The 24,135-nt window shown below is 54.8% G+C and carries 25 protein-coding genes, 3 tRNA genes and 1 riboswitch; of the genes, 9 read left to right on the forward strand and 19 right to left on the reverse strand.

Features of this window, described 5'->3' with window-relative positions:
* Positions 1–491: 491 nt before the first annotated feature.
* From Q3O06_RS06480 to tldD, 8 genes are all read right to left on the reverse strand, one after another.
* The gene (locus tag Q3O06_RS06480; RefSeq protein WP_002218191.1) at positions 492–716 is read right to left on the reverse strand and encodes a SlyX family protein; all 225 of its coding nucleotides are present in this window, start codon (positions 714–716) and stop codon (positions 492–494) included.
* The gene (locus tag Q3O06_RS06485; protein WP_002218192.1) at positions 717–2,105 is read right to left on the reverse strand and encodes a Na+/H+ antiporter family protein; all 1,389 of its coding nucleotides are present in this window, start codon (positions 2,103–2,105) and stop codon (positions 717–719) included. It lies immediately after the preceding gene.
* 85 nt (positions 2,106–2,190) lie between these two features.
* Positions 2,191–3,012, reverse strand: coding sequence for a peptide chain release factor N(5)-glutamine methyltransferase (prmC, locus tag Q3O06_RS06490; protein ID WP_118816630.1), 822 nt, complete (start codon positions 3,010–3,012; stop codon positions 2,191–2,193).
* Positions 3,013–3,448: 436 nt separating this feature from the next.
* Entirely contained in the window at positions 3,449–4,303 is an 855-nt protein-coding gene (locus tag Q3O06_RS06495; protein ID WP_301818163.1) for an amino acid ABC transporter substrate-binding protein, read from the reverse strand.
* A 75-nt stretch (positions 4,304–4,378) separates the two neighbouring features.
* The gene (locus tag Q3O06_RS06500) at positions 4,379–5,110 is read right to left on the reverse strand and encodes an amino acid ABC transporter ATP-binding protein (RefSeq protein WP_301818164.1); all 732 of its coding nucleotides are present in this window, start codon (positions 5,108–5,110) and stop codon (positions 4,379–4,381) included.
* Between the two features lies 1 nt (position 5,111).
* On the reverse strand, positions 5,112–5,780 hold the full coding sequence (locus Q3O06_RS06505) for an amino acid ABC transporter permease (RefSeq protein ID WP_301818165.1): 669 nt from the start codon (positions 5,778–5,780) through the stop codon (positions 5,112–5,114).
* Entirely contained in the window at positions 5,770–6,429 is a 660-nt protein-coding gene (locus Q3O06_RS06510; protein WP_301818166.1) for an amino acid ABC transporter permease, read from the reverse strand. Before Q3O06_RS06510 ends, Q3O06_RS06505 begins: the two co-directional genes overlap by 11 nt.
* A gap of 147 nt (positions 6,430–6,576) precedes the next feature.
* A complete protein-coding gene (tldD, locus tag Q3O06_RS06515) occupies positions 6,577–8,061 on the reverse strand; it encodes a metalloprotease TldD (RefSeq protein WP_301818167.1) in 1,485 nt (494 codons plus the stop codon).
* A 75-nt stretch (positions 8,062–8,136) separates the two neighbouring features.
* Positions 8,137–8,244, forward strand: a riboswitch (TPP riboswitch).
* Between the two features lie 65 nt (positions 8,245–8,309).
* On the opposite strand from tldD, the gene cytX reads away from it, so the two are divergent.
* The 7 genes from cytX to Q3O06_RS06550 all read left to right on the forward strand — a co-directional run bounded on the left by cytX (position 8,310) and on the right by Q3O06_RS06550 (position 13,557).
* On the forward strand, positions 8,310–9,533 hold the full coding sequence (gene cytX / locus Q3O06_RS06520; protein ID WP_301818168.1) for a putative hydroxymethylpyrimidine transporter CytX: 1,224 nt from the start codon (positions 8,310–8,312) through the stop codon (positions 9,531–9,533).
* Positions 9,530–10,624 (forward strand): FAD-dependent oxidoreductase, encoded by a 1,095-nt coding sequence (locus Q3O06_RS06525; RefSeq protein WP_301818169.1) that lies wholly within the window; start codon positions 9,530–9,532, stop codon positions 10,622–10,624. The genes cytX and Q3O06_RS06525 overlap by 4 nt, the downstream gene beginning before the upstream one ends.
* A gap of 84 nt (positions 10,625–10,708) precedes the next feature.
* Positions 10,709–11,326 carry a thiamine phosphate synthase gene (gene thiE, locus Q3O06_RS06530; protein ID WP_301818245.1) on the forward strand — a complete coding sequence of 206 codons (618 nt, stop codon included), beginning with the start codon at positions 10,709–10,711 and terminating at the stop codon, positions 11,324–11,326.
* A gap of 142 nt (positions 11,327–11,468) precedes the next feature.
* Positions 11,469–12,116 carry a DUF4304 domain-containing protein gene (locus tag Q3O06_RS06535; RefSeq protein WP_301818246.1) on the forward strand — a complete coding sequence of 216 codons (648 nt, stop codon included), beginning with the start codon at positions 11,469–11,471 and terminating at the stop codon, positions 12,114–12,116.
* A 114-nt stretch (positions 12,117–12,230) separates the two neighbouring features.
* Positions 12,231–12,425 carry a sulfur carrier protein ThiS gene (gene thiS, locus Q3O06_RS06540; protein WP_301818170.1) on the forward strand — a complete coding sequence of 65 codons (195 nt, stop codon included), beginning with the start codon at positions 12,231–12,233 and terminating at the stop codon, positions 12,423–12,425.
* A 78-nt stretch (positions 12,426–12,503) separates the two neighbouring features.
* A complete protein-coding gene (locus Q3O06_RS06545) occupies positions 12,504–13,301 on the forward strand; it encodes a thiazole synthase (RefSeq protein WP_301818247.1) in 798 nt (265 codons plus the stop codon).
* A 4-nt stretch (positions 13,302–13,305) separates the two neighbouring features.
* Positions 13,306–13,557, forward strand: a complete 252-nt coding sequence (locus tag Q3O06_RS06550; RefSeq protein ID WP_301818171.1) for a histidinol phosphate phosphatase — start codon at positions 13,306–13,308, stop codon at positions 13,555–13,557.
* Positions 13,558–14,030: 473 nt separating this feature from the next.
* Here Q3O06_RS06550 and Q3O06_RS06555 read toward each other — a convergent pair whose 3' ends face one another.
* From Q3O06_RS06555 to Q3O06_RS06580, 6 genes are all read right to left on the reverse strand, one after another.
* Complete coding sequence (locus Q3O06_RS06555; protein WP_301818172.1) at positions 14,031–14,855, reverse strand: SPOR domain-containing protein; 825 nt, start codon at positions 14,853–14,855, stop codon at positions 14,031–14,033.
* 112 nt (positions 14,856–14,967) lie between these two features.
* Positions 14,968–16,746 (reverse strand): bifunctional biotin--[acetyl-CoA-carboxylase] ligase/type III pantothenate kinase, encoded by a 1,779-nt coding sequence (locus tag Q3O06_RS06560; RefSeq protein WP_301818173.1) that lies wholly within the window; start codon positions 16,744–16,746, stop codon positions 14,968–14,970.
* Positions 16,743–17,249, reverse strand: a complete 507-nt coding sequence (locus tag Q3O06_RS06565) for an adenylyltransferase/cytidyltransferase family protein (protein ID WP_301818174.1) — start codon at positions 17,247–17,249, stop codon at positions 16,743–16,745. Before Q3O06_RS06565 ends, Q3O06_RS06560 begins: the two co-directional genes overlap by 4 nt.
* A gap of 211 nt (positions 17,250–17,460) precedes the next feature.
* A tRNA-His gene (locus tag Q3O06_RS06570) sits at positions 17,461–17,537 on the reverse strand.
* A gap of 27 nt (positions 17,538–17,564) precedes the next feature.
* Positions 17,565–17,641, reverse strand: a tRNA-Arg gene (locus Q3O06_RS06575).
* Between the two features lie 24 nt (positions 17,642–17,665).
* Positions 17,666–17,743 (reverse strand) — tRNA-Pro (locus Q3O06_RS06580).
* Positions 17,744–17,966: 223 nt separating this feature from the next.
* Between Q3O06_RS06580 and folD the strand changes: the two genes are divergently transcribed.
* Positions 17,967–18,821: a bifunctional methylenetetrahydrofolate dehydrogenase/methenyltetrahydrofolate cyclohydrolase FolD gene (gene folD, locus Q3O06_RS06585; RefSeq protein ID WP_301818175.1), complete on the forward strand. Its 855-nt coding sequence runs from the start codon at positions 17,967–17,969 to the stop codon at positions 18,819–18,821.
* A gap of 61 nt (positions 18,822–18,882) precedes the next feature.
* On the opposite strand, the gene Q3O06_RS06590 is transcribed toward folD, so the two are convergent.
* On the reverse strand, positions 18,883–19,464 hold the full coding sequence (locus Q3O06_RS06590; RefSeq protein ID WP_301818176.1) for an RDD family protein: 582 nt from the start codon (positions 19,462–19,464) through the stop codon (positions 18,883–18,885).
* 174 nt (positions 19,465–19,638) lie between these two features.
* Here Q3O06_RS06590 and asd point away from each other — a divergent pair, with 174 nt between their 5' ends.
* A complete protein-coding gene (gene asd, locus Q3O06_RS06595; protein ID WP_301818177.1) occupies positions 19,639–20,754 on the forward strand; it encodes an aspartate-semialdehyde dehydrogenase in 1,116 nt (371 codons plus the stop codon).
* Positions 20,755–20,879: 125 nt separating this feature from the next.
* Here asd and Q3O06_RS06600 read toward each other — a convergent pair whose 3' ends face one another.
* From Q3O06_RS06600 to cysS, 4 genes are all read right to left on the reverse strand, one after another.
* Positions 20,880–21,410: an alpha/beta hydrolase gene (locus Q3O06_RS06600; protein ID WP_301818178.1), complete on the reverse strand. Its 531-nt coding sequence runs from the start codon at positions 21,408–21,410 to the stop codon at positions 20,880–20,882.
* Between the two features lie 10 nt (positions 21,411–21,420).
* The gene (locus Q3O06_RS06605) at positions 21,421–21,765 is read right to left on the reverse strand and encodes a hypothetical protein (protein WP_219220832.1); all 345 of its coding nucleotides are present in this window, start codon (positions 21,763–21,765) and stop codon (positions 21,421–21,423) included.
* Complete coding sequence (locus tag Q3O06_RS06610; RefSeq protein ID WP_301818179.1) at positions 21,752–22,531, reverse strand: exodeoxyribonuclease III; 780 nt, start codon at positions 22,529–22,531, stop codon at positions 21,752–21,754. The genes Q3O06_RS06605 and Q3O06_RS06610 overlap by 14 nt, the downstream gene beginning before the upstream one ends.
* A gap of 170 nt (positions 22,532–22,701) precedes the next feature.
* Positions 22,702–24,123, reverse strand: coding sequence for a cysteine--tRNA ligase (gene cysS, locus Q3O06_RS06615; RefSeq protein ID WP_301818180.1), 1,422 nt, complete (start codon positions 24,121–24,123; stop codon positions 22,702–22,704).
* Positions 24,124–24,135: the final 12 nt, after the last annotated feature.

Genomic DNA, 24,135 nt, shown 5'->3' on the forward strand with positions numbered 1-24,135 from the left:
TTTCTTTGCAAAAAAAAAAAAAAAAAAATAAACTTACCTTATAATTGCAGTTGTTTTAGCAATGTCTGTTTCGCAGACTCATTGAGTAAGACGTTTTCCCCGTAATGTGTTTGGCCGTCTGTCCCCTTTGGGTTCGGACGGCTTTTTTTTGGCTGTGTATGAATACCCGGTTGGTTTTATCTGTTTACAGGGGAAAACCGCTTATTTCCGTTCGGGCGGAAAACGGTTCCATCGGATAAAAGGCATTTTGTCCGACTGATTAAAGTTATAGTGGATTAACAAAAACCAGTACAGCGTTGCCTCGCCTTAGCTCAAAGAGAACGATTCTCTAAGGTGCTGAAGCACCAAGTGAATCGGTTCCGTACTATTTGTACTGTCTGCGGCTTCATCGCCTTGTCCTGATTTTTGTTAATCCACTATATATCTTAGGTTTGCATCGGCGGAATATTCAAACACAGCCTTTTTTAAGGAAATCCGGATACGGCGGCACATCAATAATGCGGCGGGATTTCGTCGCGCAGGGAATACGGCTCTTGCGCGTCGGGATTCCTGTCCTGCATTTTTTGATACAGCAGCCTCAACTGAGCCTGCTGCAAATCCAACGTCTGCCGCAATTCCGCCACCATCGCGTTCAGGCCGGCGATTACGTCCTCCTGAAGCGCAGATTGGATTTCCAGCTCTGTGATGCGGTGTTCCAACTCTTGAACCGCGTCCATTTACAGCACCATCGCGGCAATCCAGCCGGCAATCAGCAGCGGGATGTTGTAGTGGATGAAGGTCGGGATAACGGAATCGCGGATGTGGTCGTGCTGCCCGTCGGCGTTCAGCCCCATCGTCGGACCCAGCGTGGAATCGGACGCAGGCGAACCGGCATCGCCCAACGCCCCCGCCGTGCCGACAATGGCGACGGTGGCAAGCGGCGAAAAGCCCAAACCGACACACAAAGGCACATAAATCGCGGCAATAATCGGCAAAGTGGAAAAGGACGAACCGATGCCCATCGTTACCAAAAGTCCCACCACCAGCATCGCCAATGCCGCCATACCTTTGCTGTTGCCGAATATCGCCATACTGCTTTCCACCAGCGGCTGGATATGCCCGGTCGCATTCATCACGGCGGCAAAACCCTGCGCGGCAATCATAATGAAGCCGACCATCGCCATCATCTTGATGCCTTCGCCGAATACGTCGTTTGCCTTGTCGCGGTTGATGACCCCCAACATCATAAATACGGCGAAACCGAGCATCGCGCCCAACACCAGCGAGTCTTCATACATCAACTGGATGGCAAAGCATACGGCAATGGCGGCGGCGGCGGCCAGGCTGCGGTAGGCGGACGGCTGCGGACGGTTTGCCGCATCGGCGTTGCCCGCCGTATCGGCATTGTTGCTTTGGTACAGGCGCGGTTTGCGGTAATGGACAAACGCCAGCAGGAGTCCGGCCAGCATTCCCAACGCGGGAATCGCCATTGCCGCCATCACGTTGATGTTTTTCACATCAAGCTGCGGCGCGGCGGAATGGATGTTGCCCAACAGGATTTCGTTCAAAAAAATCGCGCCGAAGCCGTAAGGCAGGAACATATAAGTCGTAACCAGCCCGAAAGTGATGACGCACGCAATCAGGCGGCGGTCGATTTTCAGGCGGTTGAACACCAAAAGCAGCGGCGGAACAATCATCGGGATAAAGGCAATGTGGATGGGGATGATGTTCTGACTCATAATGCCCATCACAAGGATGATGGAAAGCAGCAGCCATTTGACCGCGCCCTCGCCCGAACGCACGCTGTCGGGCATACCGCCCCGGTTCAGCTTGCGGACGACCGCGCCGGCAAGCTGCTGCGGCAGGCCGGAATGGGTAATCGCCATTGCAAACGCGCCGAGCATCGCATAAGAAAGCGCAATCTTCGCACCGCCTTCCAAACCTTTGTTGAACACGGGGATAATCCCCGCCTGACTGACCTGACCCGCCGCATCGGCAATGTTTTGCAGCGGCATACCCGCCACCGCGCCGCCGACAAACGCGCCGACCGTCAGGCTCAATACCACGTGCACGCGCGACAGCGACAGCACCAGCATAACGATTACGGCAACTACGACTGCATTCATTGTTTATCGCTCCAAACCTATAAATGTTTACATATCGAAACACATCATAACCCAATAACGGGAAACCCGCCAATTTTGCAAACAATTATTTCAAATGCTTCATATACTTCCCCAGCGTAACCCTGTCCAAACCCGCCAAATCCGGCAGGGTTTCCACTCCTGAAAAACCATTCTCCGCCAACACGCCGCGCACCGCCGCGCCCTGATCGAAACCGTGTTCCAACAACAAAAAACCACCTTCCGCCAAACGGTCGGGCGCGCCTTGAGCCAAGGTACGGATGCAGCTTAGGCCGTCTGAAAAGTCGGTCAGCGCGATTTGCGGCTCAAACCGCAAATCGCCTTGCGACAAATGTTTATCGCCGTTTTCGATATAGGGCGGGTTGGACACGATGATGTCCCATTTCCCTTCAGACGGCATATCGGTGTCGAACCACGAACCGTGTGCAAATTCGACCCGCGCGCCCAAATCCGCCGCATTTTTCCGCGCCGTTTCAAGGGCGGGCGGGCTGATGTCGGATGCGCGCACAAACGCATCGGGGCGTTCGAGCGCGACGGTTACGGCAACCGCGCCGCTGCCCGTCCCCAAATCCCACACGCGCCCGTTTTCGGGCAGGCGCGCCAATACGGCTTCGACCAAATGTTCGGTTTCGGGGCGCGGAATCAGCACGTTCGGGTTAACGGCGAAACGCCGTCCGTAAAACTCGCGCCAGCCCAACAAATAGGCAACCGGCTCGCCGTTCAGACGGCGTTGCGCCAGCCTGTCCGCCCGCTGTCGGACTTCGTCCGGCATTTCTTCCCCGCCCCGCGTCAACAACTGCACGCGCGTATATTCCGAAACATATTGCAACAGCATTCTTGCTTCAATTTTAGGCAGTTTTGACAAGCCCAACCATTCGTCAAACGTCATTTTTTATCCCGTCTGCCGCCGATGCGGCTCGAACATTTTTTCCGGCTTTGCGGCACGCTGATTCAAAAAATATCATTTTGCATTGAAATTATATAATAAAGAAAAACACCTTATCGCCGTTTCAATACCGTAGGAATTTATCCGAATAACAGAAACGCTCCGCCGTCATTCCCACAAAAACGGTCATCCGGAAACATAAGGCTGAAGCGTTTTATCTGGAATGACGATTTGGAAGTTTCCCGAAATTCAAAAACAGGCAAAAACGGACGAACTTGATTTCCGTACACGCAAGAATGATAAAATAAATAAATAAATAAATAAATAAATAAAACAATGATATAGTTGATTTTTCCTTTGAATTTGCAATATTTTCGGCGGCTGAAAAAAATCCGCACCCGCCTTCAAATGCGGATACGGATTTTCTTGTCAAACAAACTTATTCCGCCAACAATTCTTCCGGTTTGACTTTCTCGCCATACACGGGCAAGAGGGTTTTTTCATAGGCGGCTTTCAGACGGCCGTCTTTTTTCATGGCGGCGATTTCGCCGTTGACCCAATTCAGGAGGTCGGCGTTGCCTTTTTGAACGGCGGGGGCGATAAATTCGGCGGGGCCGAGGTTGCCGATGGCGACTTCAAAATCCGGGTTTTCTTTCGCCCACGCCCACAGCAGGGCGTTGTCGTGCGCGAGTGCTACGCCGCGGCCGTCTTTCAGCGCGTCGAAGGTTTCGGTGTTTTGGTCGAATTTCAACAGCTTGACTTCGGGATGGCTTTTGGTGAAGAAGGCGTCGGCGGTCGTGCCTTTGTTGACCAGCAGGGTTTGGTCTTTCAGTTGCGCGATGTCGGTAATCGGTTTGCCTTTGGGGGAAACCACGCCCAACGCCACTTTCATATAGGGATCGGCGAAATCAACGGCTTCGGCGCGTTCGGGGGTTTGGGTGAAGTTGGCGAGGATGAGGTCGACTTTGCCGGAACGGACGTATTCGACGCGGTTTGCGGCCTCGGTCAGGACGAATTCGACTTTGTCGGGGCTGCCGAGCAGGTCTTTGGCCAGGTCTTTGGCGATTTCAACGTCAAAGCCTTGGTTTTTGCCATTGGCGTCAACATAGCCGAACGGAGGTTTGTCGCCGAATACGCCGATACGGATGACGCCTTTTTCTTTGATGGCGGCAACGGTTGCCGCGCCGCTGCTTTGTGAAGATTGGGCATCGCCGGAGCCGCCTCCGCAAGCAGTCAGGCCGATGGCGATGGCGGCGGAGGCGAGGAGGGCTTTGAATTTGGCATTCAATTGCATGAGTGTTTCCTTTTCAAATGTTTGGTTGAAAGTGGAGGCCGTCTGAAAAAGGGTTCGGACGGCCTGAAAATAAAATCAGTAGTCCATGCCTGCCAAGAATTGGCGGGCGCGTTCGCTTTTGGGGGCGGAGAAGAAGGTTTCGGGGTCGGTCGATTCGACGATGCCGCCTTTGTCCATGAAGACGATGCGGTCGGCAACTTTGCGGGCAAACCCCATTTCATGGGTTACGATGAGCATGCTCATGCCTTCGCGGGCGAGTTCTAAAACCACTTCCAAGACCTCGCGCACCATTTCGGGGTCGAGTGCGGCGGTGATTTCGTCCAGCAGGATGACTTCCGGATTCAGGCACAGGGCGCGGACAATGGCGATGCGTTGTTTCTGTCCGCCGGAGAGTTCGCGCGGATAGGCGTTTTTGCGGTCGAGCAGGCCGACGCGTTCCAACAGTTTGTCGGCTTGTGCCTCTGCTTCGGCACGGTTGCAGTTTTGTACTTTCAACGGGCCTAAGAGGATGTTTTCGATGACGGTCATGTGGGCAAACAGTTCGTAGCTTTGAAAGACCATACCGACTTTTTGCCGGGCGGTTTGCCAGGAAACGTCTTTGCCGAATTCGCCGACACCATCCATCACGATGCTGCCGCCTTGGTGCGGCTCCAAACCGTTAACGCAGCGCAGGAGGGTGGATTTGCCGCAGCCGGACGGGCCCAGCAGTACGATGACTTCGCCTTTTTCCAAGTCCAAGTCTAAGGATTGGATGGCGGTTACGTTGCCGTATTGTTTGTGCAGGTTGCGGATGCTCAGTAAAGCCATGTCAGTGTTCCCATTTTTGTTCAAGTTTTGCCGCCAGTAGCGACAGCGGCCAGCAACAGAAGAAATACAGCATAAAAATCAGGCCGTAAACCCAAAATGAAGCATTGGGCTGCGTCAGCAAAGAGTTTTCGATGATTTGCTGGCCGACTTTGACGACTTCGATGACGCCGATAAGCGAGGCGAGCGAGCTGGTTTTGATCATGCGCGTAAACAGATTGACAGCACCGGGCAATACGCGGCGGATGCTTTGCGGCAGCTCGATGTAGCGGAATACCTGCCCGCGACTCAAGCCGAGTGCCAGGCCTGATTCGACCTGGTGTTTTTCAATCGATTCCAATGCGCCGCGGACCAAATCGCCCATTTCGGCGATGCCCCACATGGTAAATACCCAGACGCAGACCCAAAATCCGTCGATGTGGATGCTTGTCCAGACGGATAGGCCGAAATACAGGCCGAACAGCCACACTAAAATCGGCACGATTCGGATGGTTTCGAGATAAAACCGTCCGACAAAACGGATGAGCCGGTTGCGCGAACGTAAAACTAAGCCGAACAGCGTGCCCAATACGCAGGAGGCGGCAACGGAGGCTAGGGAAATCTGCGCCGTCAGCAGCAGGCCTTCGCCCAAGCGCGCCGCGTTTTGTCCTTCAAACAGCCAGTCAAACACCATATTTTGCACTCCGTACGCGGTTTTCTGCCCAGCGCGCCAGAAGCGAAACGGGCAGAAGGATGATCAGGTAGCTAGCAAACAGCAGGAACAATGCCTCGTTGGTTTTATAGTCCATGCCGATGATGTCTTTGGTAACGAACAACAATTCTGCAATGCCGACCGCGCTGACGATAGATGTTTCTTTCATCAAAAACAATACGTTTGCACCAATAGCAGGAACGGCGACCGCCCAAGCCTGAGGCAATTCGACATAGCGGAATACTTGAAAGCGGCTCAAACCGATGGCCTTACCCGCTTCGACCTGCCCTTTAGGCACGGCGAGGATGCCGGCACGGACGGCTTCCGCCATATAGCTTGCGCCCAAAAAAACCAGCGCGATTACGCCGCAGGTGAAACCGTCCCATTTGATGCCCATTTTCGGCAGGCCGTAATACAGGAAAAACAATTGAATCAGCAGGGGCGTATTGCGCGACAGCTCGATATAGGCGCGCGCCAATGCGTAGAAGGGGCGGATGCGGTATGCCGTTACCACGGCGACGGGCAGGCCGAACAGCAACGACAAAACAACGCCGTAAACGGACAATTCCAACGTCAGCTTTGCCGCATCGGCGAATTTGGGTGCGGCATCGATTAAATAAGGCCAGTTCATCAGAATCAGAAATCAGCTTAACGAAAGGCGGTATTTTAATGAACTTGTAAGATAATGTTAAAGAATGCTTAGGAATATCAAACATCGGAAAAAAGAATAAGGCGATGCCGTCTGAAGCCTTCAGACGGCATCGTGCCGGATTCCGCGTCAGATTGCGCTGCCGCCGACGGTCAGTCCGGCATCAATCCGCAAAGTCGGCTGCCCCACGCCGACAGGGACGCTCTGCCCTTCTTTGCCGCACACGCCGACACCGCTGTCCAACGCGGTATCGTTGCCTATCATCGAAACGTGTTTCAGCACTTCGGGGCCGTTGCCAATAATGGTCGCACCTTTGACAGGATATTGCAGTTTGCCGCCTTCGACCCACCACGCTTCGGATGCGCTGAAGACAAATTTGCCGCTGGTAATGTCCACCTGTCCGCCGCCGAAGTTGACGGCGTAAATGCCCTTGTCAATGGACGCGATAATTTCTTCCGGCTCATAGCCGCCGTTTTCCATAAAGGTATTGGTCATGCGCGGCATAGGAACGGAGGCGTAGCTTTCTCGGCGACCGTTGCCGGTCGATTGCGTACCCGTCAGGCGGGCGTTGGTTTCGTCCTGCATATAGCCGACCAAGATGCCGTCTTCAATCAATACGGTGCGGCGTGTTTCGTTGCCTTCATCGTCGATATTGAGCGAACCGCGTCTGTCGGCAATATCGCCTTGATCCACAACGGTAACGCCTTTGGCAGCCACGCACTCGCCAATTCGGCCGGAGAAAACGCTGGTTTCTTTGCGGTTGAAATCGCCTTCCAAACCATGTCCGACCGCTTCGTGCAACAACACGCCCGGCCAGCCGTTGCCCAAAACGACGGTCATTTCTCCGGCGGGCGCGGGGCGGGATTCGAGGTTGGTGAGTGCCTGTTTGACGGCGGCATCGACAAACTGCCGCACCAAGTTTTCATCGAAATAAGCCAAATCGTAGCGTCCGCCGCCGCCCGCGCTGCCCTGTTCGCGGCGTTCGCCCTGTTTGGCGATAACGGTAACGTTCAGACGCACCATCGGGCGGATGTCGGCAGCGTGTTTACCGTCCAAACGGGCGATGTACACCATGTCGTATTCGCAGGTCAGCCCCGCCATCACTTGCACGATACGCGGATCGGCGGCTTTGGCGATTGCTTCCACTTTGTTCAACAGCGCGACTTTGGCGGCGGAATCGAGGCCGGCAATGGGGTCGGACGCGGAACAAACCGGCTTGCCGCGCGTTTCAGACGGCATTTTGGCGGACACCTTGCCGCCTGCCGCCCCAATCGCGCGGACGGCGCGGGCGGAACGGTTGATCGAATCGATACACAGGCTGTCGGCGTAGGCAAAAGCAGTTTTATCGCCCGAAACGGCGCGCACGCCCACGCCCTGATCGATTTGGAAGCTGCCCGATTTGACGATGCCCTCTTCCAAATGCCAGCTTTCATAAGCGGTGCGCTGGCAGTAGATGTCGGCATAATCGACGTGGTGCGCGCCGATGATGCACAGACTTTTGGCGAGCAGTTCGGGGGAAAGGCGGTTGGCTTCGAGCAGCCGTGCCTGTACGGCGGAATAGGTCGGATGCATAGTGTCGGCGCATAAAAAATCAGGGGCTTGATTATACGGCATTTGTTATGGAAATGCGCCGTGCCGCCGAAAATGTTAAGAATTTTGCCAACGCACGTTGCTTTGTGTAAACTTAAAGCCTTCTTGTCGGAGTGCCGCCCATCGCCGGGCGGCTGAGATTGCGAAAGCAAAATCCGTAGAACCTGTCGGGGTAATGCCTGCGTAGGAAACAAAACCTCCCCGCCCTTTCGGGCTTCCGTTCCCTTTTCCGCACTTCCCCGCCCCGTTTTCATGTTTTTTAAGGACTTGATATGTCGGGCAATGCCTCCTCTCCTTCATCTTCCGCCGCCATCGGGCTGATTTGGTTCGGCGCGGCGGTATCAATTGCCGAAATCAGCACGGGCACACTGCTCGCCCCCTTGGGCTGGCAACGCGGTTTAGCGGCACTGCTGCTCGGCCATGCCATCGGCGGCATATTGTTTTTCGCGGCGGCATATATCGGCGCATTCATGCAAAAAAGCGCGATGGAAAGCATACGCCTGTCGTTCGGCACAGGCGGTTCCGTCTTATTTTCGGCGGCGAACGTGCTGCAACTGGTCGGCTGGACGACCGTCATGATTTATTCGGGTGCGGCGGCAAGTTCCGCACTGGGCAAAATGCTCTGGCAAAACGGATCGTTTTCCTGGTGGGCTTTTGCCAACGGCGCGCTGATTGTCTTGTGGCTGGTTTTCGGCGCACGCAAAACAGGCTGGCTGAAAACCGGTTCGATGGTGCTGATGCTGTTGGCGGTTCTGTGGCTGAGTGCCGAAGTCTTTTCCACGGCAGGCAGCACCGCCGCACAGGTTTCAGACGGCATGAGTTTCGGAACGGCAGTCGAACTGTCCGCCGTCATGCCGCTTTCCTGGCTGCCGCTGGCCGCCGACTACACACACCAAGCACGCCGCCCGTTTGCGGCAACCCTGACGGCAACGCTCGCCTATACGCTGACGGGCTGCTGGATGTATGCCTTGGGTTTGGCAGCGGCGTTGTTCACCGGAGAAACCGATGTGGCAAAAATCCTGTTGGGCGCGGGCTTGGGCATAACGGGCATTCTGGCAGTCGTCCTGTCGACCGTTACCACCACTTTTCTCGATGCGTACTCCGCCGGCGTAAGTGCCAACAATATTTCCGCCAAACTTGCGGAAACACCCGTCGCCATTGCCGTCGCCGTTGTCGGCACACTGCTTGCCGTCCTCCTGCCCGTTACCGAATATGAAAACTTCCTGCTGCTTATCGGCTCGGTATTTGCGCCGATGGCGGCAGTTTTGATTGCCGACTTCTTCGTCTTAAAACGACGGGAGGAAGTAAAAGGCTTTGATGTTGTCGGACTGGCCTTATGGCTGACCGGCTTTATCCTCTACCGCTCCCTGCTGTCGGCAGGCTGGGAAAGCAGCATCGGCCTGACCGCGCCCGTAATGATTGCTACCGCCATTGCCACCATATCGGTACGCCTACCGTTTAAAAAATTATCCGACATACAAAGGAACCCGTCATGACCCGTATCGCCATCCTCGGCGGCGGCCTCTCGGGAAGGCTGACCGCACTGCAACTTGCAGAACAAGGTTATCAGATTGCACTTTTCGACAAAGGCACCCGCCAAGGCGAACACGCTGCCGCCTATGTTGCCGCCGCCATGCTCGCACCTGCGGCAGAAGCGGTCGAGGCAACGCCCGAAGTCATCAAACTGGGCAGGCAGAGTATCCCGCTTTGGCGCGGCATCCGATGCCGTCTGAACACGCACACGATGATGCAGGAAAACGGCAGCCTGATTGTGTGGCACGGGCAGGACAAGCCATTATCCAGCGAGTTCGTCCGCCATCTCAAACGCGGCGGCGTGGCAGATGACGAAATCGTCCGTTGGCGCGCCGACAACATCGCCGAACGCGAACCGCAACTCGGCGGACGTTTTTCAGACGGCATCTACCTGCCGACCGAAGGCCAGCTCGACGGGCGGCAAATATTGTCTGCACTTGCCGACGCTTTGGACGAACTGAACGTCCCCTGCCATTGGGAACACGAATGCGCCCCCGAAGACCTGCAAGCCCAATACGACTGGCTGATCGACTGTCGCGGCTACGGCTCAAAAACCGCTTGGAACCAAGCCCCCGAGCACACCAGCACCCTGCGCGGCATACGCGGCGAAGTGGCGCGGGTTTATACGCCCGAAATCACGCTCAACCGCCCCGTGCGCCTGCTGCACCCGCGTTATCCGCTCTACATCGCTCCGAAAGAAAACCACGTCTTCGTCATCGGTGCGACCCAAATCGAAAGCGAAAGCCAAGCCCCTGCCAGCGTGCGTTCCGGGCTGGAACTTTTATCCGCGCTTTATGCCGTCCATCCTGCCTTCGGTGAAGCCGACATCCTCGAAATCGCTACCGGCCTGCGCCCCACGCTCAACCACCACAACCCCGAAATCCGCTACAGCCGCGCCCAACACCTGATTGAAATCAACGGCCTTTTCCGCCACGGCTTTATGATTTCCCCCGCCGTAACCGCCGCCGCCGTCAGATTGGCGGTTGCCCTGTTTGACGGAAAAGACGCACCCGAACGTGATGAAGAAAGCGGTTTGGCGTATATCGGAATCTGACTGCCATCGGCATTAAAACAATCGTAGGTCGGGCATTCACGCCCGACAAACCGAAACATAAAAATGCCGTCTGAAAGGAACCCCATGACCTTCCCCCCCTTGAAATCCCCACTCAAATTCTACGCCGTCGTTCCCACCGCCGATTGGGTGGAGCGCATGGTCAAAGCAGGTGCCGACACGGTGCAACTGCGCTGCAAAACCCTGCACGGCGATGAATTGAAACGCGAAATCGCCCGCTGCGTCGCCGCCTGCCGTGGCAGCCGCACGCAGCTTTTCATCAACGACCACTGGCGTGAAGCGATCGAAGCGGGCGCATACGGCGTGCATCTCGGACAAGAAGACATGGACACCGCCGACCTTGCCACCATCGCCGCCGCCGGTTTGCGCTTGGGTTTGAGTACGCACTCCGTCGCCGAACTCAACCGCGCCCTGTCCGTACACCCCAGCTACGTCGCCAGCGGCGCGATTTTCCCGACCACGACCAAGCAAATGCCCACCGCCCCGCAAGGCTTGGACAAACTGCGCGAATACGTCAAACAGGCAGGCGGCACGCCCGTCGTCGCCATCGGCGGTATCGACTTGAACAACGCCCGAGCCGTACTCGCCACCGGCGTTTCCTCACTCGCCGCCGTCCGCGCTGTAACCGAAGCGGCAAATCCCGAAGCGGTGGTTAAAGCGTTTCAGACTTTGTGGGATGAATAATGAATGAGGTCGTCTGAAAATAATAAAGTCTAAAACCAGACGTACCAGATAATATATTTACAGAGGAATTTATTTTTTATTTTATTCATTTTTATCATATTTTAAAATTTTAAAAAGATACATAAGGAGCAATTTGATAACAATGAAACCAAGAGAGTTATGTGAAAAAGCATGGCAAGAAATAGCAAGTAAATTTCCTGATTTTAAGATAATTTCTAAAGGGCAGAAATTAAAGAGAGTATCTAAAAATAGGGATATTACATTTGAAATCTATTTTCAGGCTGATAGGCACAATTATCAATGTAGCGTGCAATTTATTCCACATATCGCCATTTACTCAAAAGATATGAAAAAGGCAAATATCAATAATGGTTTTATATATGGCGGAGAGTTAGGGAGTTTGATAAATAGAAAACCTTGGACTTGGTGGCAGTTAGCAGGAGCAAGCTATAAATATACGGTAGAGGATGTTAGCAAACTCATAAGGGAGCATATAATACCGTTATTTGACGATTTTGAGGACACAGAAACCAATATTAAAAAAATTATAAATGAGGATATGAATGACTATAATTTATTGTATTACATCTATTATTTTAGCGGAAAAGCTAAGGCGCAGCAGTATTTTAATAAAATAATCAAAAAAGACAAATTAAGAAAAAAGTATATTGGTTTTTATAATTCTTTGAATGAATTACCAAAGGAAAGCATTTCATTAGACATATGTGAATTTGTTGGAGATACTATGATTAAATTTGCCTATATTAATGGGATTGAAATAGAAAAATAATAAATAATTGAACATAAAAATATTAATGGACACAAATGTTGCAGGTTCGCTTGCAACCCAACATTTACAAAGGTCGTCTAAAAACCTCTATAAACACCGAAATATCGAGAAACCATGAACATCATCTTAAACGGCGAACCCGCCGAACTTCACTGCACGACCGTTGCCGACCTCATCGCCCAAACCGCGCCGCAACAGCCTTTTGCCGTGGCGGTCAACACCGTTTTCGTCCCCAAAGGCGCGTATGCGGAAACGGTTTTAAACGAAAGCGACAAAATCGACATCGTCCGCCCCGTCGTCGGCGGCTGAATGCCGTCTGAACCCCCAAAGGCACGCCTCCGGCTTTCAGACGGCATCGCGCCCGACAACCATATCAAGGAACCCATTATGCTCACCCTGTACGGCGAAACTTTCCCTTCGCGGCTGCTGCTCGGCACGGCCGCCTACCCGACACCCGAAATCCTCAAACAATCCGTCCGTATCGCCCAACCCGCGATGATTACCGTCTCGCTGCGCCGCGCGGGAAGCGGCGGTGAGGCGCACGGGCAGGGATTTTGGTCGCTGCTTCAAGAAACCGGCGTGCCCGTGCTGCCCAACACCGCCGGCTGCCAAAGCGTGCAGGAAGCGGTTACGACGGCGCAGATGGCGCGCGAAGTGTTTGAAACCGATTGGATCAAGCTCGAACTCATCGGCGACGACGACACCTTGCAGCCTGACGTGTTCCAGCTTGTCGAAGCGGCGGAAATCCTGATTAAAGACGGCTTCAAAGTGCTGCCTTATTGCACCGAAGACCTGATTGCCTGCCGCCGCCTGCTCGATGCGGGCTGTCAGGCGTTGATGCCGTGGGCGGCCCCCATCGGCACGGGTTTGGGCGCGGTTCATGCTTATGCGCTAAAAGTCCTGCGCGAACGCCTGCCCGACACGCCGCTGATTATCGATGCGGGCTTGGGTTTGCCCTCACAGGCGGCGCAAGTGATGGAATGGGGTTTTGACGGCGTATTGCTGAATACCGCCGTTTCCCGCAGCGGCGATCCGGTCAATATGGCGCGCGCCTTCGCACTCGCCGTCGAATCCGGACGGCTGGCATTTGAAGCCGAACCGGTCGAAGCGCGCACCAAAGCGCAAGCGAGTACGCCGACAGTCGGACAGCCGTTTTGGCATTCGGCGGAATATTGGAAAGGGTAGCGAAATGCCGTCTGAACGGTTCAGACGGCATCGCGGCTCAAAACGGCGGCAGCCTGAAACGGACAAACCGCCATTCCCCGGCACACGGCTTTGTCGTGAGGAACAGGGAAACCAGCCGGAAAACCTTGCCGCCCACCCCGATGCCGCAACCAAAGAAACACCCGGCCTCCACGGTGTGCAGGCTGCCGCGCAAGCCCCAAGTACAACAACAGAAGAAGCGTTTTGTTGTTGTTTGAATACATTTAAAAATACCTAAAGCCGTCCGTAAGCCTTCATCCGCAACGGTTTCACCGCTTTTACATCCCCGAATGACAACCCTGTCCGCGCCAAATCGGACGGATGTTCAAACACAGGCAACCTTATTTCCGTCAGGCACGAAGCCCTCAGCTATGCCTGCCGACCCCGATTTGTCCGGCACAATGAAAGTTTGCCGACCCGAATCACAAACATCGGCGTATAGGTTAATTTGTTTATTTTTCATTGTATTACAAAAAATCCGCATTTATTTTTAATTTTTTATTGATAATTATTATTATTAGCGTATAATCAAAACCACTCGGAAGTCGTCAATTCCGAACCATTAAACACCATATTTCCCCATCATCACTTTCACACTTGGAGTCGGCATATACGAGACATACATTCCCTTTTTATATATCAGATACTCAAAACCGAAATGCCAAACCCACCTTCGCGGTGGGTTTGGCATTTATTGTCCGGCTTTCGCGCCTATTTGCAAGACTTGAGGCTCAGTTTGCCGTATGGGGACGTGATTTTACGGATTTCGTCCGCATCGGCGGCATTCACGCCGGTAAACAAAACCGTCATACGCGACACGCTCAAAGAATCGTCCTGCCGGCCGGTTTCCGCAGCGCGTTCAACAATATGCGCCCCACCAAATCCTGCGCCGGCAAGCCGGTTTTGCAGGGCTTGGGCGTTTTCCCGGCTGTTGCCGACACCCAAACTCAATGCGCCGTCAAACGGTATGGGGTTGAAACCTTTGGCAGACAGCTCCGCCGCCTGATTTTCGGCATCGGCGGAAACGGGCAGGACGACGCGATAGGTTTTGTCGGTAGGTTTGGCTTTGGCGGTACGTTTTTCAACGCTCCTGCTGGCAACGTGCGACCATTTGCCCAAAAGCCCTTTGATGCGGTGGTAGTCGTCTTCGTCCATCGTGAGGCTTGCCTGCGCGGCGCATGAGGTATCCGCCGTACTGTTTTCACGTTCCGCCTGCGCCTTTTCGGCGGCGAGTTTTTCGCGGCGGGCTTTTTCCTCGCGCTGTTTTTTCTCCTTCAGTTTTTTCTGTTCCGCTTCTTTTTGCAGGCGCAACTGTTCCGCCTGTTCTTCGGTCAGGATGTCGCCCGGTTTGAGCAGTGCGGCCGTATCCTCCCCGGATGCCGCCGCATTGCCGGTGGGGGGCGTTGCGGGGGGCGTGTTTTCGGCGGCCCGGTTTTCCGGCACGCCGCCCGCCACTTTAACGGCCAATTTATAACCCACCGTGCCGCCGAATACGGCAATATTGAGTACCGCCAAAAGGGTGAAGAGCCATTTCATCAGAATTTCCTCAATGTTTGAAACCCCGCCCGCCCGGGCGGCAGTCTGTCGGGCGGCAGAATCCGGATGGATTCGGACGGATGCCGCCCCGTGTTGAAAAAGGGCATATTTTCTAAGCGTGTTCCGATTCCCCGCCTTCGGCGGCAATCAGGTTCAGCAGCCCGTGGATGACGAGGTTGTCCGCCACGCGCACGGTATTTTCCGCCGAAAATGCAGGCGGCAGGGCTTCGGCAACTTTCGCCGCGCCGCCGCCGGTAATGATGACATCGACAGGCTTGTCCGCGCCGTTTTTTTCTTTCAGACGGCAGTGCATCATCATAACCGAACCGCAAACCGCATCCATCATACCGCTTGCGATGGCGTTGCTTGTGGTGGTTGGGAAAGGATAACGCTTACCGGCGGGCCGGTTGAGGTTGGCGGTTCGGACGGCGAGCGATTCTTTCATCAGGTGGAAGCCGGGCATGATGGTTCCCCCGAGATAATGTCCGTCATCGGTGAGCGCGTCAACCGTTACCGCCGTGCCGCAACTGACGACGACGCAGGCGTTGCGGCTGAAGCGGCGGCTGCCCAAGGCGTTGAACCAGCGGTCGGAACCGTGTTCTTCGGGGTGGCGGTAGTGGTTGCGTATGCCCAAAGCCTGTGCGGAAGACGGCAGCCACTCGATTGTACTTGCGAGCTGTTCCTGAACCTGTGCCTTTTTTGATTCCCCGCACACGGCGCAACCGACAATACGGACGCGGTCATCCGCCCTTTCCGCCCACTCCGCGCCCAAACGGGACAAATCACGGTACGGTGCACGGCTGACTGCTGTAAATATGCCGTTTTCCACCCATGCCCACTTGAGCTGGCTGTTGCCGCCATCCAACAGCAGAAAACGTTCCGAATCCCGCCGCTTCGACACGGAAACCGGCCTGTCGTCGGGCCGCAGGCTGATTTCGCCACTGACGACCGTCTGTTCGCCCTCTGCCGTTTCCAAGTGCAGAACGCCTTGTCCGTCCACACCTTTAACCGTGCCTTCGCACACGGTTTCGCCGTCGCGCAAAAGCAAAACTGCCTTACCGTGGTCGCGGTTGGCAGCCTGATATTCCGCCACAAAAGGCGCAAATCCATCCCACGCATATTGCAACAACACCGCATCAAGTTCCGCAAGCAATGTTTCCAGCAACACGGCGGCATCGGCATTGCCCCGCCGCGATGCCGTCTGAAACAGCGATTGCACCGACGCGGCGTTTTCCACTTCCTTGGGCAGCACGAAATTGATGCCGATACCGACCACGGCAACCGTTTTACCGCCCATCCTGACCGTTTCAATCAGAATACCGCCCAATTTGTCGCGTCCGACGACCAAATCGTTTGGCCACTTGATTTGCGTTTCCAAACCCAAACGCCCCAAAGCGCGCCGACACGCCACTGCCGCAGCAGGCGACAGCGAACCCAATTCATACTGCGGCCGGTCAAACACCCAGCCGAAACTGAACATCAGGCACTCGCCCAAACGGTGCGACCACTTCCGCCCCTGCCGCCCCCTGCCCTTACTTTGCAGGTGGGTCACGCATACGGTTTTGTGCGCCTTGTCCGGCGCAATCCGCACCAATTCCAGTATCTCGTCATTGCTGGACGCGCACTCGTGTTTCAATGCCGTCTGAAAACCCGACCTTTCCCCCAACGCGCGCAAACCTTCGGCATCGAAAACCGCCAAAGGGCGCACCAGCCGCCAATAGCCGTCGTGTTGGCGTAACAGCCCGCGTATGTGCGCCGGCATCTGCTGCCAAAAACCGTTGAGCTGCTGCGGCTTCATGTCCGCCACACGCGCCAGTTGCGAGACGTGTTGCGGCAAACCGTCGGCAAGCTCCGCCAACACCCGCCAGTGCGAAGGCTTCAAAACCGTCATTTTCCACCCTCTGCCGCACGGATTTTTGCCAAAGTCTTCGTCGTCGAAGTCTGGTGCAGAAACGGAATTGAAAACACCTTGCCGCCGCGCGCCAACGTTTCCACTGCTCCGACAATCTTATCCACGGCCCAATCGCCGCCCTTGACCAAAATCTCAGGTTTGACCGCCTCGATCAACGCCGCCGGCGTATCCTCGTCAAACCACGTTACCAAATCCACACTTTCCAACGCGGCGGCAACGGCAGCACGGTTCTCCAAAGGATTAATCGGGCGGTCGCCGCCCTTGCCCAAACGCCGCACCGAAGCATCGGTATTCAACGCCAGCACCAACGCGCCCCCCATCGAACGCGCCTGCGCCAGATAAGTAACATGACCGCGATGAAGGATGTCGAAACAACCGTTGGTAAACACCAGCGGGCGCGGCAACAACGCCAAACGCGCCGCCAACGCCTCGGGCGGACAGATTTTCGATTCAAAATCAGGGACAGACCAATGGCCAACCATCAAAGCCTCCGACAGAAACCATAAAAGACAGAAAAACCTACATGATACAGAAGCATATACGAAAGGCAAAGCCGAAGGCGCAAATGCCGTCTGAAGCGGTTTCCGTATGACCGGCCCAGCTTTCAGACGGCATACCGCCGCACCGGTACGACGGTGCGGACAGTACGCGCAAACGGAAAAAGACCCGTACCGAAAAGTACGGGCCTTTATCTGGGGTGGCTGATGGGGCTCGAACCCACGACAACCGGAATCACAATCCGGGGCTTCTACCAACTGAGCTACAGCCACCATAAAAACGGTTTTCAATCAAATTCTTGGCACGCCCGACAGGAATCGAACCTGTAACCCCCGACTTAGAAGGTCGGTGCTCTATCCGGTTGAGCTACGGGCGCTCATGCCGATTCGTGCTGATTGATTGGTCGGGGCGGTGGGATTCGAACTCACGACCCTCTGCTCCCAAAGCAGATGCGCTAACCGGGCTGCGCTACGCCCCGACTTGAAGAAGCGAACTATACAGCTCAGGGAAAAATGCGTCAACATTTATTTTCAAAACACCAAGATGAAAAATATAGTTTTTTGATTTGAAAAAATATTTAATCCGTCCAAACAGCCGTATTTTATTTCAGAGGAAATTTATTTTCGGCATCCTGCTGTAAAAACAAACGGAAAATGCGATAATTTTCAGCATTTTCTACCTGTTTAAACAAAAGGACGGATATGTCGGCACAACTGATCAACGGTAAAGAAGTTTCGCAAAAACGCCTGCAGGCGGTTGCCGAAGCGGTGGCGCAACGCCAACAGGACAATCTGCACACGCCTTGCCTGGCCGTGGTTTTGGTCGGAGGCGACCCTGCCAGCGCGGTTTATGTCCGCAACAAGAAAACCGCCTGCCAAAAATGCGGCATCAAATCACTGTCTTACGAACTGCCCGAATCAACATCGCAGGAAGAACTGTTGGCACTGGTCGACCGCCTGAATGCCGATTCCGAAGTAGACGGTATTCTTGTTCAGCTTCCACTGCCGAAGCACCTCGACAACCAGGCGGTTTTGGAACGTATTTCGCCGGATAAGGACGTGGACGGCTTCCATCCTTACAATGTCGGCAGGCTGGCGGTCAAAATGCCGCTGATGCGCCCGTGTACGCCCAAGGGCGTGATGACGCTTTTGGAGGTTTACGGCATTGATCCGAAGGGGAAAAAAGCGGTCGTGGTCGGTGCGTCGAATATCGTCGGCCGCCCGCAGGCTTTGGAACTGCTGCTGGCGCGCGCAACGGTAACGGTCTGCCACAGTGCGACCAAAAATCTTGCCGATGAAGTTGCCGCCGCCGATATTTTGGTGGTCGGCGTGGGCATTCCGAACTTTGTCAAAGGCGAATGGATCAAACCCGGCGCGGTCGTTATCGATGTGGGCATCAACCGTTTGGACGACGGCAGCCTGTGCGGCGACGTGGAATTTGAAACGGCAAAAGAACGGGCGGCGATGATTACGCCCGTTCCCGGCGGCGTGGGTCCGATGACGATTGCCACATTGATGGAAAACACCCTGCACGCGGCTTCGCTGCACGATGCTTGAGCGGTTCTGAAGATAAAAATGCCGTCTGAAAGGCTTTCAGACGGCATTTTGCCGTGTCCGTTTATTTGGGCAGCTTGACGACAACCGTATCCGCCAGTATGTCGTAAAGCGTGCGGCGGTCGCGTTTGACCATAAAGAGCAGGACAAAGTTGGCAAGGAATGCCAGCAGGTTGATGGCGTTTTCCCCGTTGTCACCTACTGCAAGACCGATAACGGCGGCAATAATGGCAACCAAAACCGACCATGCGATTTCGCGTACCAAAACCGTACCGACAAAACCGGGATTACGTCCGTCGGTTTTCAACACGCGGATTCTCATGATTTTCTTACCCAATGACTGCCCGTCCCGACTCATATAGTAGATTTGAACGACGGTATAAACCAAAATGCCCGCCAGTCCTACCCAAAAGGAAGTCATGCCCAAAAGCAGCCCGAATATTTCCTCACTACCGACAATCCTGCCTTCATTCTTGACGGCAAAGGCAATCAGTCCGACAAACGGAATCAGCAGAATCAAAAAGGTAAACAATTGGTTCAGCAGCGCGGCAAGTATCCGGTCGCCTGCGCCGGCAATTCCGACTTCAATTTCCTGCCCGTTGCGGTTGTCGGATACCGCGTCGGTGTAATCGTTTTTTTCTTCCATATCCGTTCCTGATAATCGTTCTTAAACAGATGGCATTCTACCGCCCTGCTGCTGCAAACGCCAATCCCAAAAAGAAAATTCGATAAAGAACTTTACATTTTCCCAATACGGCGTTAAAACGCTTCCTTTACGCAATACATAATTTTGTTAACGATTTTCCTCAAGGAGCAACACATGAAAGTAGGTTTCGTCGGCTGGCGCGGCATGGTCGGTTCGGTTTTGATGCAGCGTATGCAAGAAGAAAACGACTTCGCCCACATTCCCGAAGCATTCTTCTTTACCACTTCCAACGTCGGCGGCGCGGCACCTGATTTCGGTCAGGCGGCTAAAACATTATTGGATGCGAACGACGTTGCCGAGCTGGCGAAAATGGACATCATTGTCACCTGCCAAGGCGGCGATTACACCAAATCCGTATTCCAACCCCTGCGCGACAGCGGCTGGAACGGCTACTGGATTGACGCGGCGTCCTCACTGCGCATGAAAGACGACGCGATTATCGTCCTCGACCCTGTCAACCGCGATGTCATCGACAACGGTCTCAAAAACGGCGTGAAAAACTACATTGGCGGCAACTGCACCGTTTCCCTGATGCTGATGGCTTTGGGCGGCCTGTTCCAAAATGATTTGGTCGAATGGGCGACCAGCATGACCTATCAAGCCGCTTCCGGCGCGGGCGCGAAAAACATGCGCGAACTCATCAGCGGCATGGGCGCGATTCATGCCAAAGTGGCGGACGAGCTTGCCGATCCTTCCAGCGCGATTCTCGACATCGACCGCAAAGTGTCCGATTTCCTGCGCAGCGAAGACTATCCGAAAGCCAACTTCGGCGTACCGCTCGCCGGCAGCCTGATTCCGTGGATTGACGTGGACTTGGGCAACGGCCAGTCCAAAGAAGAATGGAAAGGCGGCGTGGAAACCAACAAAATCCTCGGTCGCAGCGGCAATCCGACCGTAATCGACGGCTTGTGCGTGCGCATCGGCTCTATGCGCTGCCACAGCCAAGCCATCACTCTGAAGTTGAAAAAAGACCTGCCCGTTTCCGAAATCGAATCCATCTTGGCAGGTGCAAACGACTGGGTGAAAGTCATCCCCAACGAAAAAGAAGCCAGCATCCACGAGCTGACTCCTGCCAAAGTTACCGGCACGCTGTCCATCCCTGTCGGACGCATCCGCAAACTGGGCATGGGCGGCGAATACATCAGCGCGTTCACCGTCGGCGACCAGCTCTTGTGGGGCGCGGCCGAACCGTTGCGCCGCGTATTGCGTATCGTGTTGGGCAGCCTGTAAGCCCTGTTTGAATGGAAATGCCGTCTGAATCCTGTTTCAGACGGCATTTTCCTTGCAACCCCAGCCGCCGAAATGCCCGATATGCGGACTTCCGGCTATGGTCGAAATTCCGATAAGGCAAGCGTTCACGCCAGCAACATTTCCTGCATCAGCTTCATACCCCACTGCCAGCCGCCGAGCATACCGTTCAAGCTGCCCGAATGAGGGGACAGCAAAAGGCGGGCGTTCCACAAATCCGCCTGTTTTTGCGCCCAACCGTGCGGCACGCCGCCGTGTTCGGACACCACCAATGCGGCACGGCAAGGACAGCGGACGCGTTGGAAAGTGTGCTCCGCATCGTCGGAGAAAATATCGGGATGCTGCGGCACAAGGATGATGTTGGCGATTTTCTTCCGGGTCAGGATGTCTGCCCGATACAGCCACGCCAAAAATGCGGCCGCGCCCGCTCCGTGTGCGACAACGGCGATATGCCTGCCCTGTATCCGTTCGAATGCCGTCTGAAGCCCTGCCTGCCATTCCCCTATGCTTTGACCGGCCGATGCTTCGGACATCTGCACGACGGGATAACTGACCGCCCAACGGTCTATCCACATCTGATCCTCTCCGGCATCGCGTATCAGCCAAAGCGTCAAATCTTCGAGTTCAAAACCCTGCATACCGCCCCACCTATTTCAGCAGGTCCCGGAGGGTAAAGGCGATGAGCAGCGAAGCGGGTACGCTCAATATGGCGCACACGGTCAGGCAGGCAAAAATATTCACCACCCGCCGCCAGCCTTTCCAACCCAAACATTTGGACGCAATCATCAGGCAGGGCAGGCAAATCAGCAGCCACACCAACGCCCATATCGGGTTTGCCTTGGTCGGCGCAAGCCAGCCCTGCATCCGCGCCAGCATAAATATCGCCCACACCGACATAGGCAGCACAAATGCCGCCACGACCCACGCCGCGCCTATTCCCGTTTTTCCGTCCACATTCCAATCATATTTACCCAAAACTTTATTCGGCAGCATAGTCATACTCCACGACCAGCGGCGCGTGGTCGGAAAATTTTTCGTCTTTATAAACGTGTGCGGACACGGCTTTGGCGGCAAGTTCGGGCGTAACCATCTGATAATCGATGCGCCACCCGACATCTTTCGCATACGCCTGTCCGCGGTTGCTCCACCAAGTGTAGCCCGGATTGTCGGGATAGAGCGTGCGCCACATATCCGTCCAGCCCAGCGTATGGATGACCTTGCCTATCCACTCGCGCTCTTCGGGCAGGAAGCCCGAATTTTTCTGATTGCCCTTCCAGTTTTTCAGGTCGATGTTTTGGTGGGCGATGTTCCAGTCGCCGCAGACGACAATGTCGCGTCCTTCGTTTTTCATCGCTTCGAGCATAGGGTAAAACGCATCGAGGAAACGGTATTTCACCTGCTGGCGTTCTTCCGCGCTGCTGCCGCTGGGCAAATAAAGCGAAATGACGCTCAACCTGCCGAAATCGCAACGCACAAACCGCCCTTCGCGGTCGAATTTTTCAATGCCCATGCCGATTTGCACGTTGTCGGGTTTGCGTTTGCTGTACACCGCCACACCGCTGTAACCGCGCTTCTCGGCGCAATGCCAATAGCCGTGCATCCCGTGCGGATTTTTCATATCGGCAGACAAATCAGCCTCCTGCGCTTTGAGTTCCTGCACGCAGACAATGTCCGCGCCCGATGCGGCGATGTATTCGTAAAATCCCTTTTTGTAGGCGGAGCGGATGCCGTTGACGTTGGCGGAAATGATTTTAAGCATAATAAAAATAAGTTCTCACAATGTTCCCATACACAAAGCGGCACCCGGTGCGCCGCCCGGCATTTCCCATTCGGCCCTGCCTGCTGAAAACGGCGGTGCTTCAAGCGGGAAATGCCGTCTGAAAACGGAAAAAGGGCAAAAGGCGGTACTTTTGCCCTTTCCGATACAGTTCAACCGCGCCGCCAAGTCGTACCGCCGGCGTTGTCTTCCAGAATGATTTTGTGTTCGTTCAGAAGGTCGCGGATGCGGTCGGACTCTGCCCAGTTTTTATCCGCGCGCGCTTGTTTGCGCCGTGCGATTAAGTCTTCGATTTCTTCGTTGGAGAGGCCGTCTGAAACCGCCCCGCCTTGCAGGAACTCAATCGGATCGCGTTGCAGCAGGCCGATGATGCCGCCCAAGGCTTTCAGGCAGCCGGCGAGGTGTGCATCGTTGGTTTTGTTCACTTCGCCTGCCAGTTCGAACAACACGGCGACGGCTTCGACCGTGCCAAAATCGTCGTTCATGGCGGCATAGAAGTGGCGGGTGTAGTCGTTGGCGTTTTCAGACAAATCAAACGCGGCGGCCGGCGTGTTTTTCAAGGTGGTGTATAGACGGGTCAACGCGCCTTTCGCGTCGTCCAAATGCGCGTCGGAGTAATTCAGCGGGCTGCGGTAGTGGGCGCGCAGGATGAAGAAACGCACGACTTCGGGGTCGTATTGTTTCAACACTTCGCGGATGGTAAAGAAGTTGCCCAACGATTTGGACATTTTTTCGCCGTCCACACGGATGAAGCCGTTATGCAGCCAGTATTTGACGTGGCTGGCGATACTTTGCCCGTGGTGGGTTTGCGCGTGGTCATGGCCGCAGGTATGCCCTGTCGCACCGACGCTTTGGGCGATTTCGTTTTCGTGGTGCGGGAATTGCAAATCTGCGCCGCCGCCGTGGATGTCGAAGGTGTCGCCGAACAGGTTTTCACTCATGGCAGAGCATTCGATGTGCCAGCCCGGACGACCGTTTCCCCACGGGCTTTCCCATGCCGGTTCGCCTGCTTTGGCGGCTTTCCACAACACAAAATCAAGCGGATCGCGTTTGAAACCGTCCACTTCCACACGCTCACCTGCGCGCAGGTCGTCCAACGATTTGCCCGACAGTTGTCCGTAAGCGGCAAACTCGCGCACGGCGTAGTAAACGTCGCCATTGGCGGCAGGATAAGCCTTGCCGTTTTGAATCAGGGTCTCAATCATGGCAATCATTTGCGGGATGTTTTCCGTCGCCTTCGGCTCGATGTCGGGACGCAACACACCCAAAGCATCGGCATCTTCGTGCATAGCTTGAATGAAACGCGCGGTCAGTTCGCCGATGGTCTCGCCGTTTTCAGCCGCACGGGCAATGATTTTGTCGTCGATGTCGGTGATATTGCGCACATAAGTGAGCGGATAGCCACACTCGCGCAACCAGCGGGCAATCATGTCAAACACAACCATCACGCGGGCATGGCCCAAGTGGCAATAGTCATAAACGGTCATACCGCAAACGTACATACGCACGTTTTTAGGGTCGATGGGGGCGAAGGGTTCTTTTTGACGGGTAAGGGTGTTGTAGATGGTTAGCATGGCGTAATCTTC

Source organism: Neisseria maigaei, assembly GCF_958267405.1.
Taxonomy (GTDB): Bacteria; Pseudomonadota; Gammaproteobacteria; order Burkholderiales; family Neisseriaceae; genus Neisseria; species Neisseria bergeri.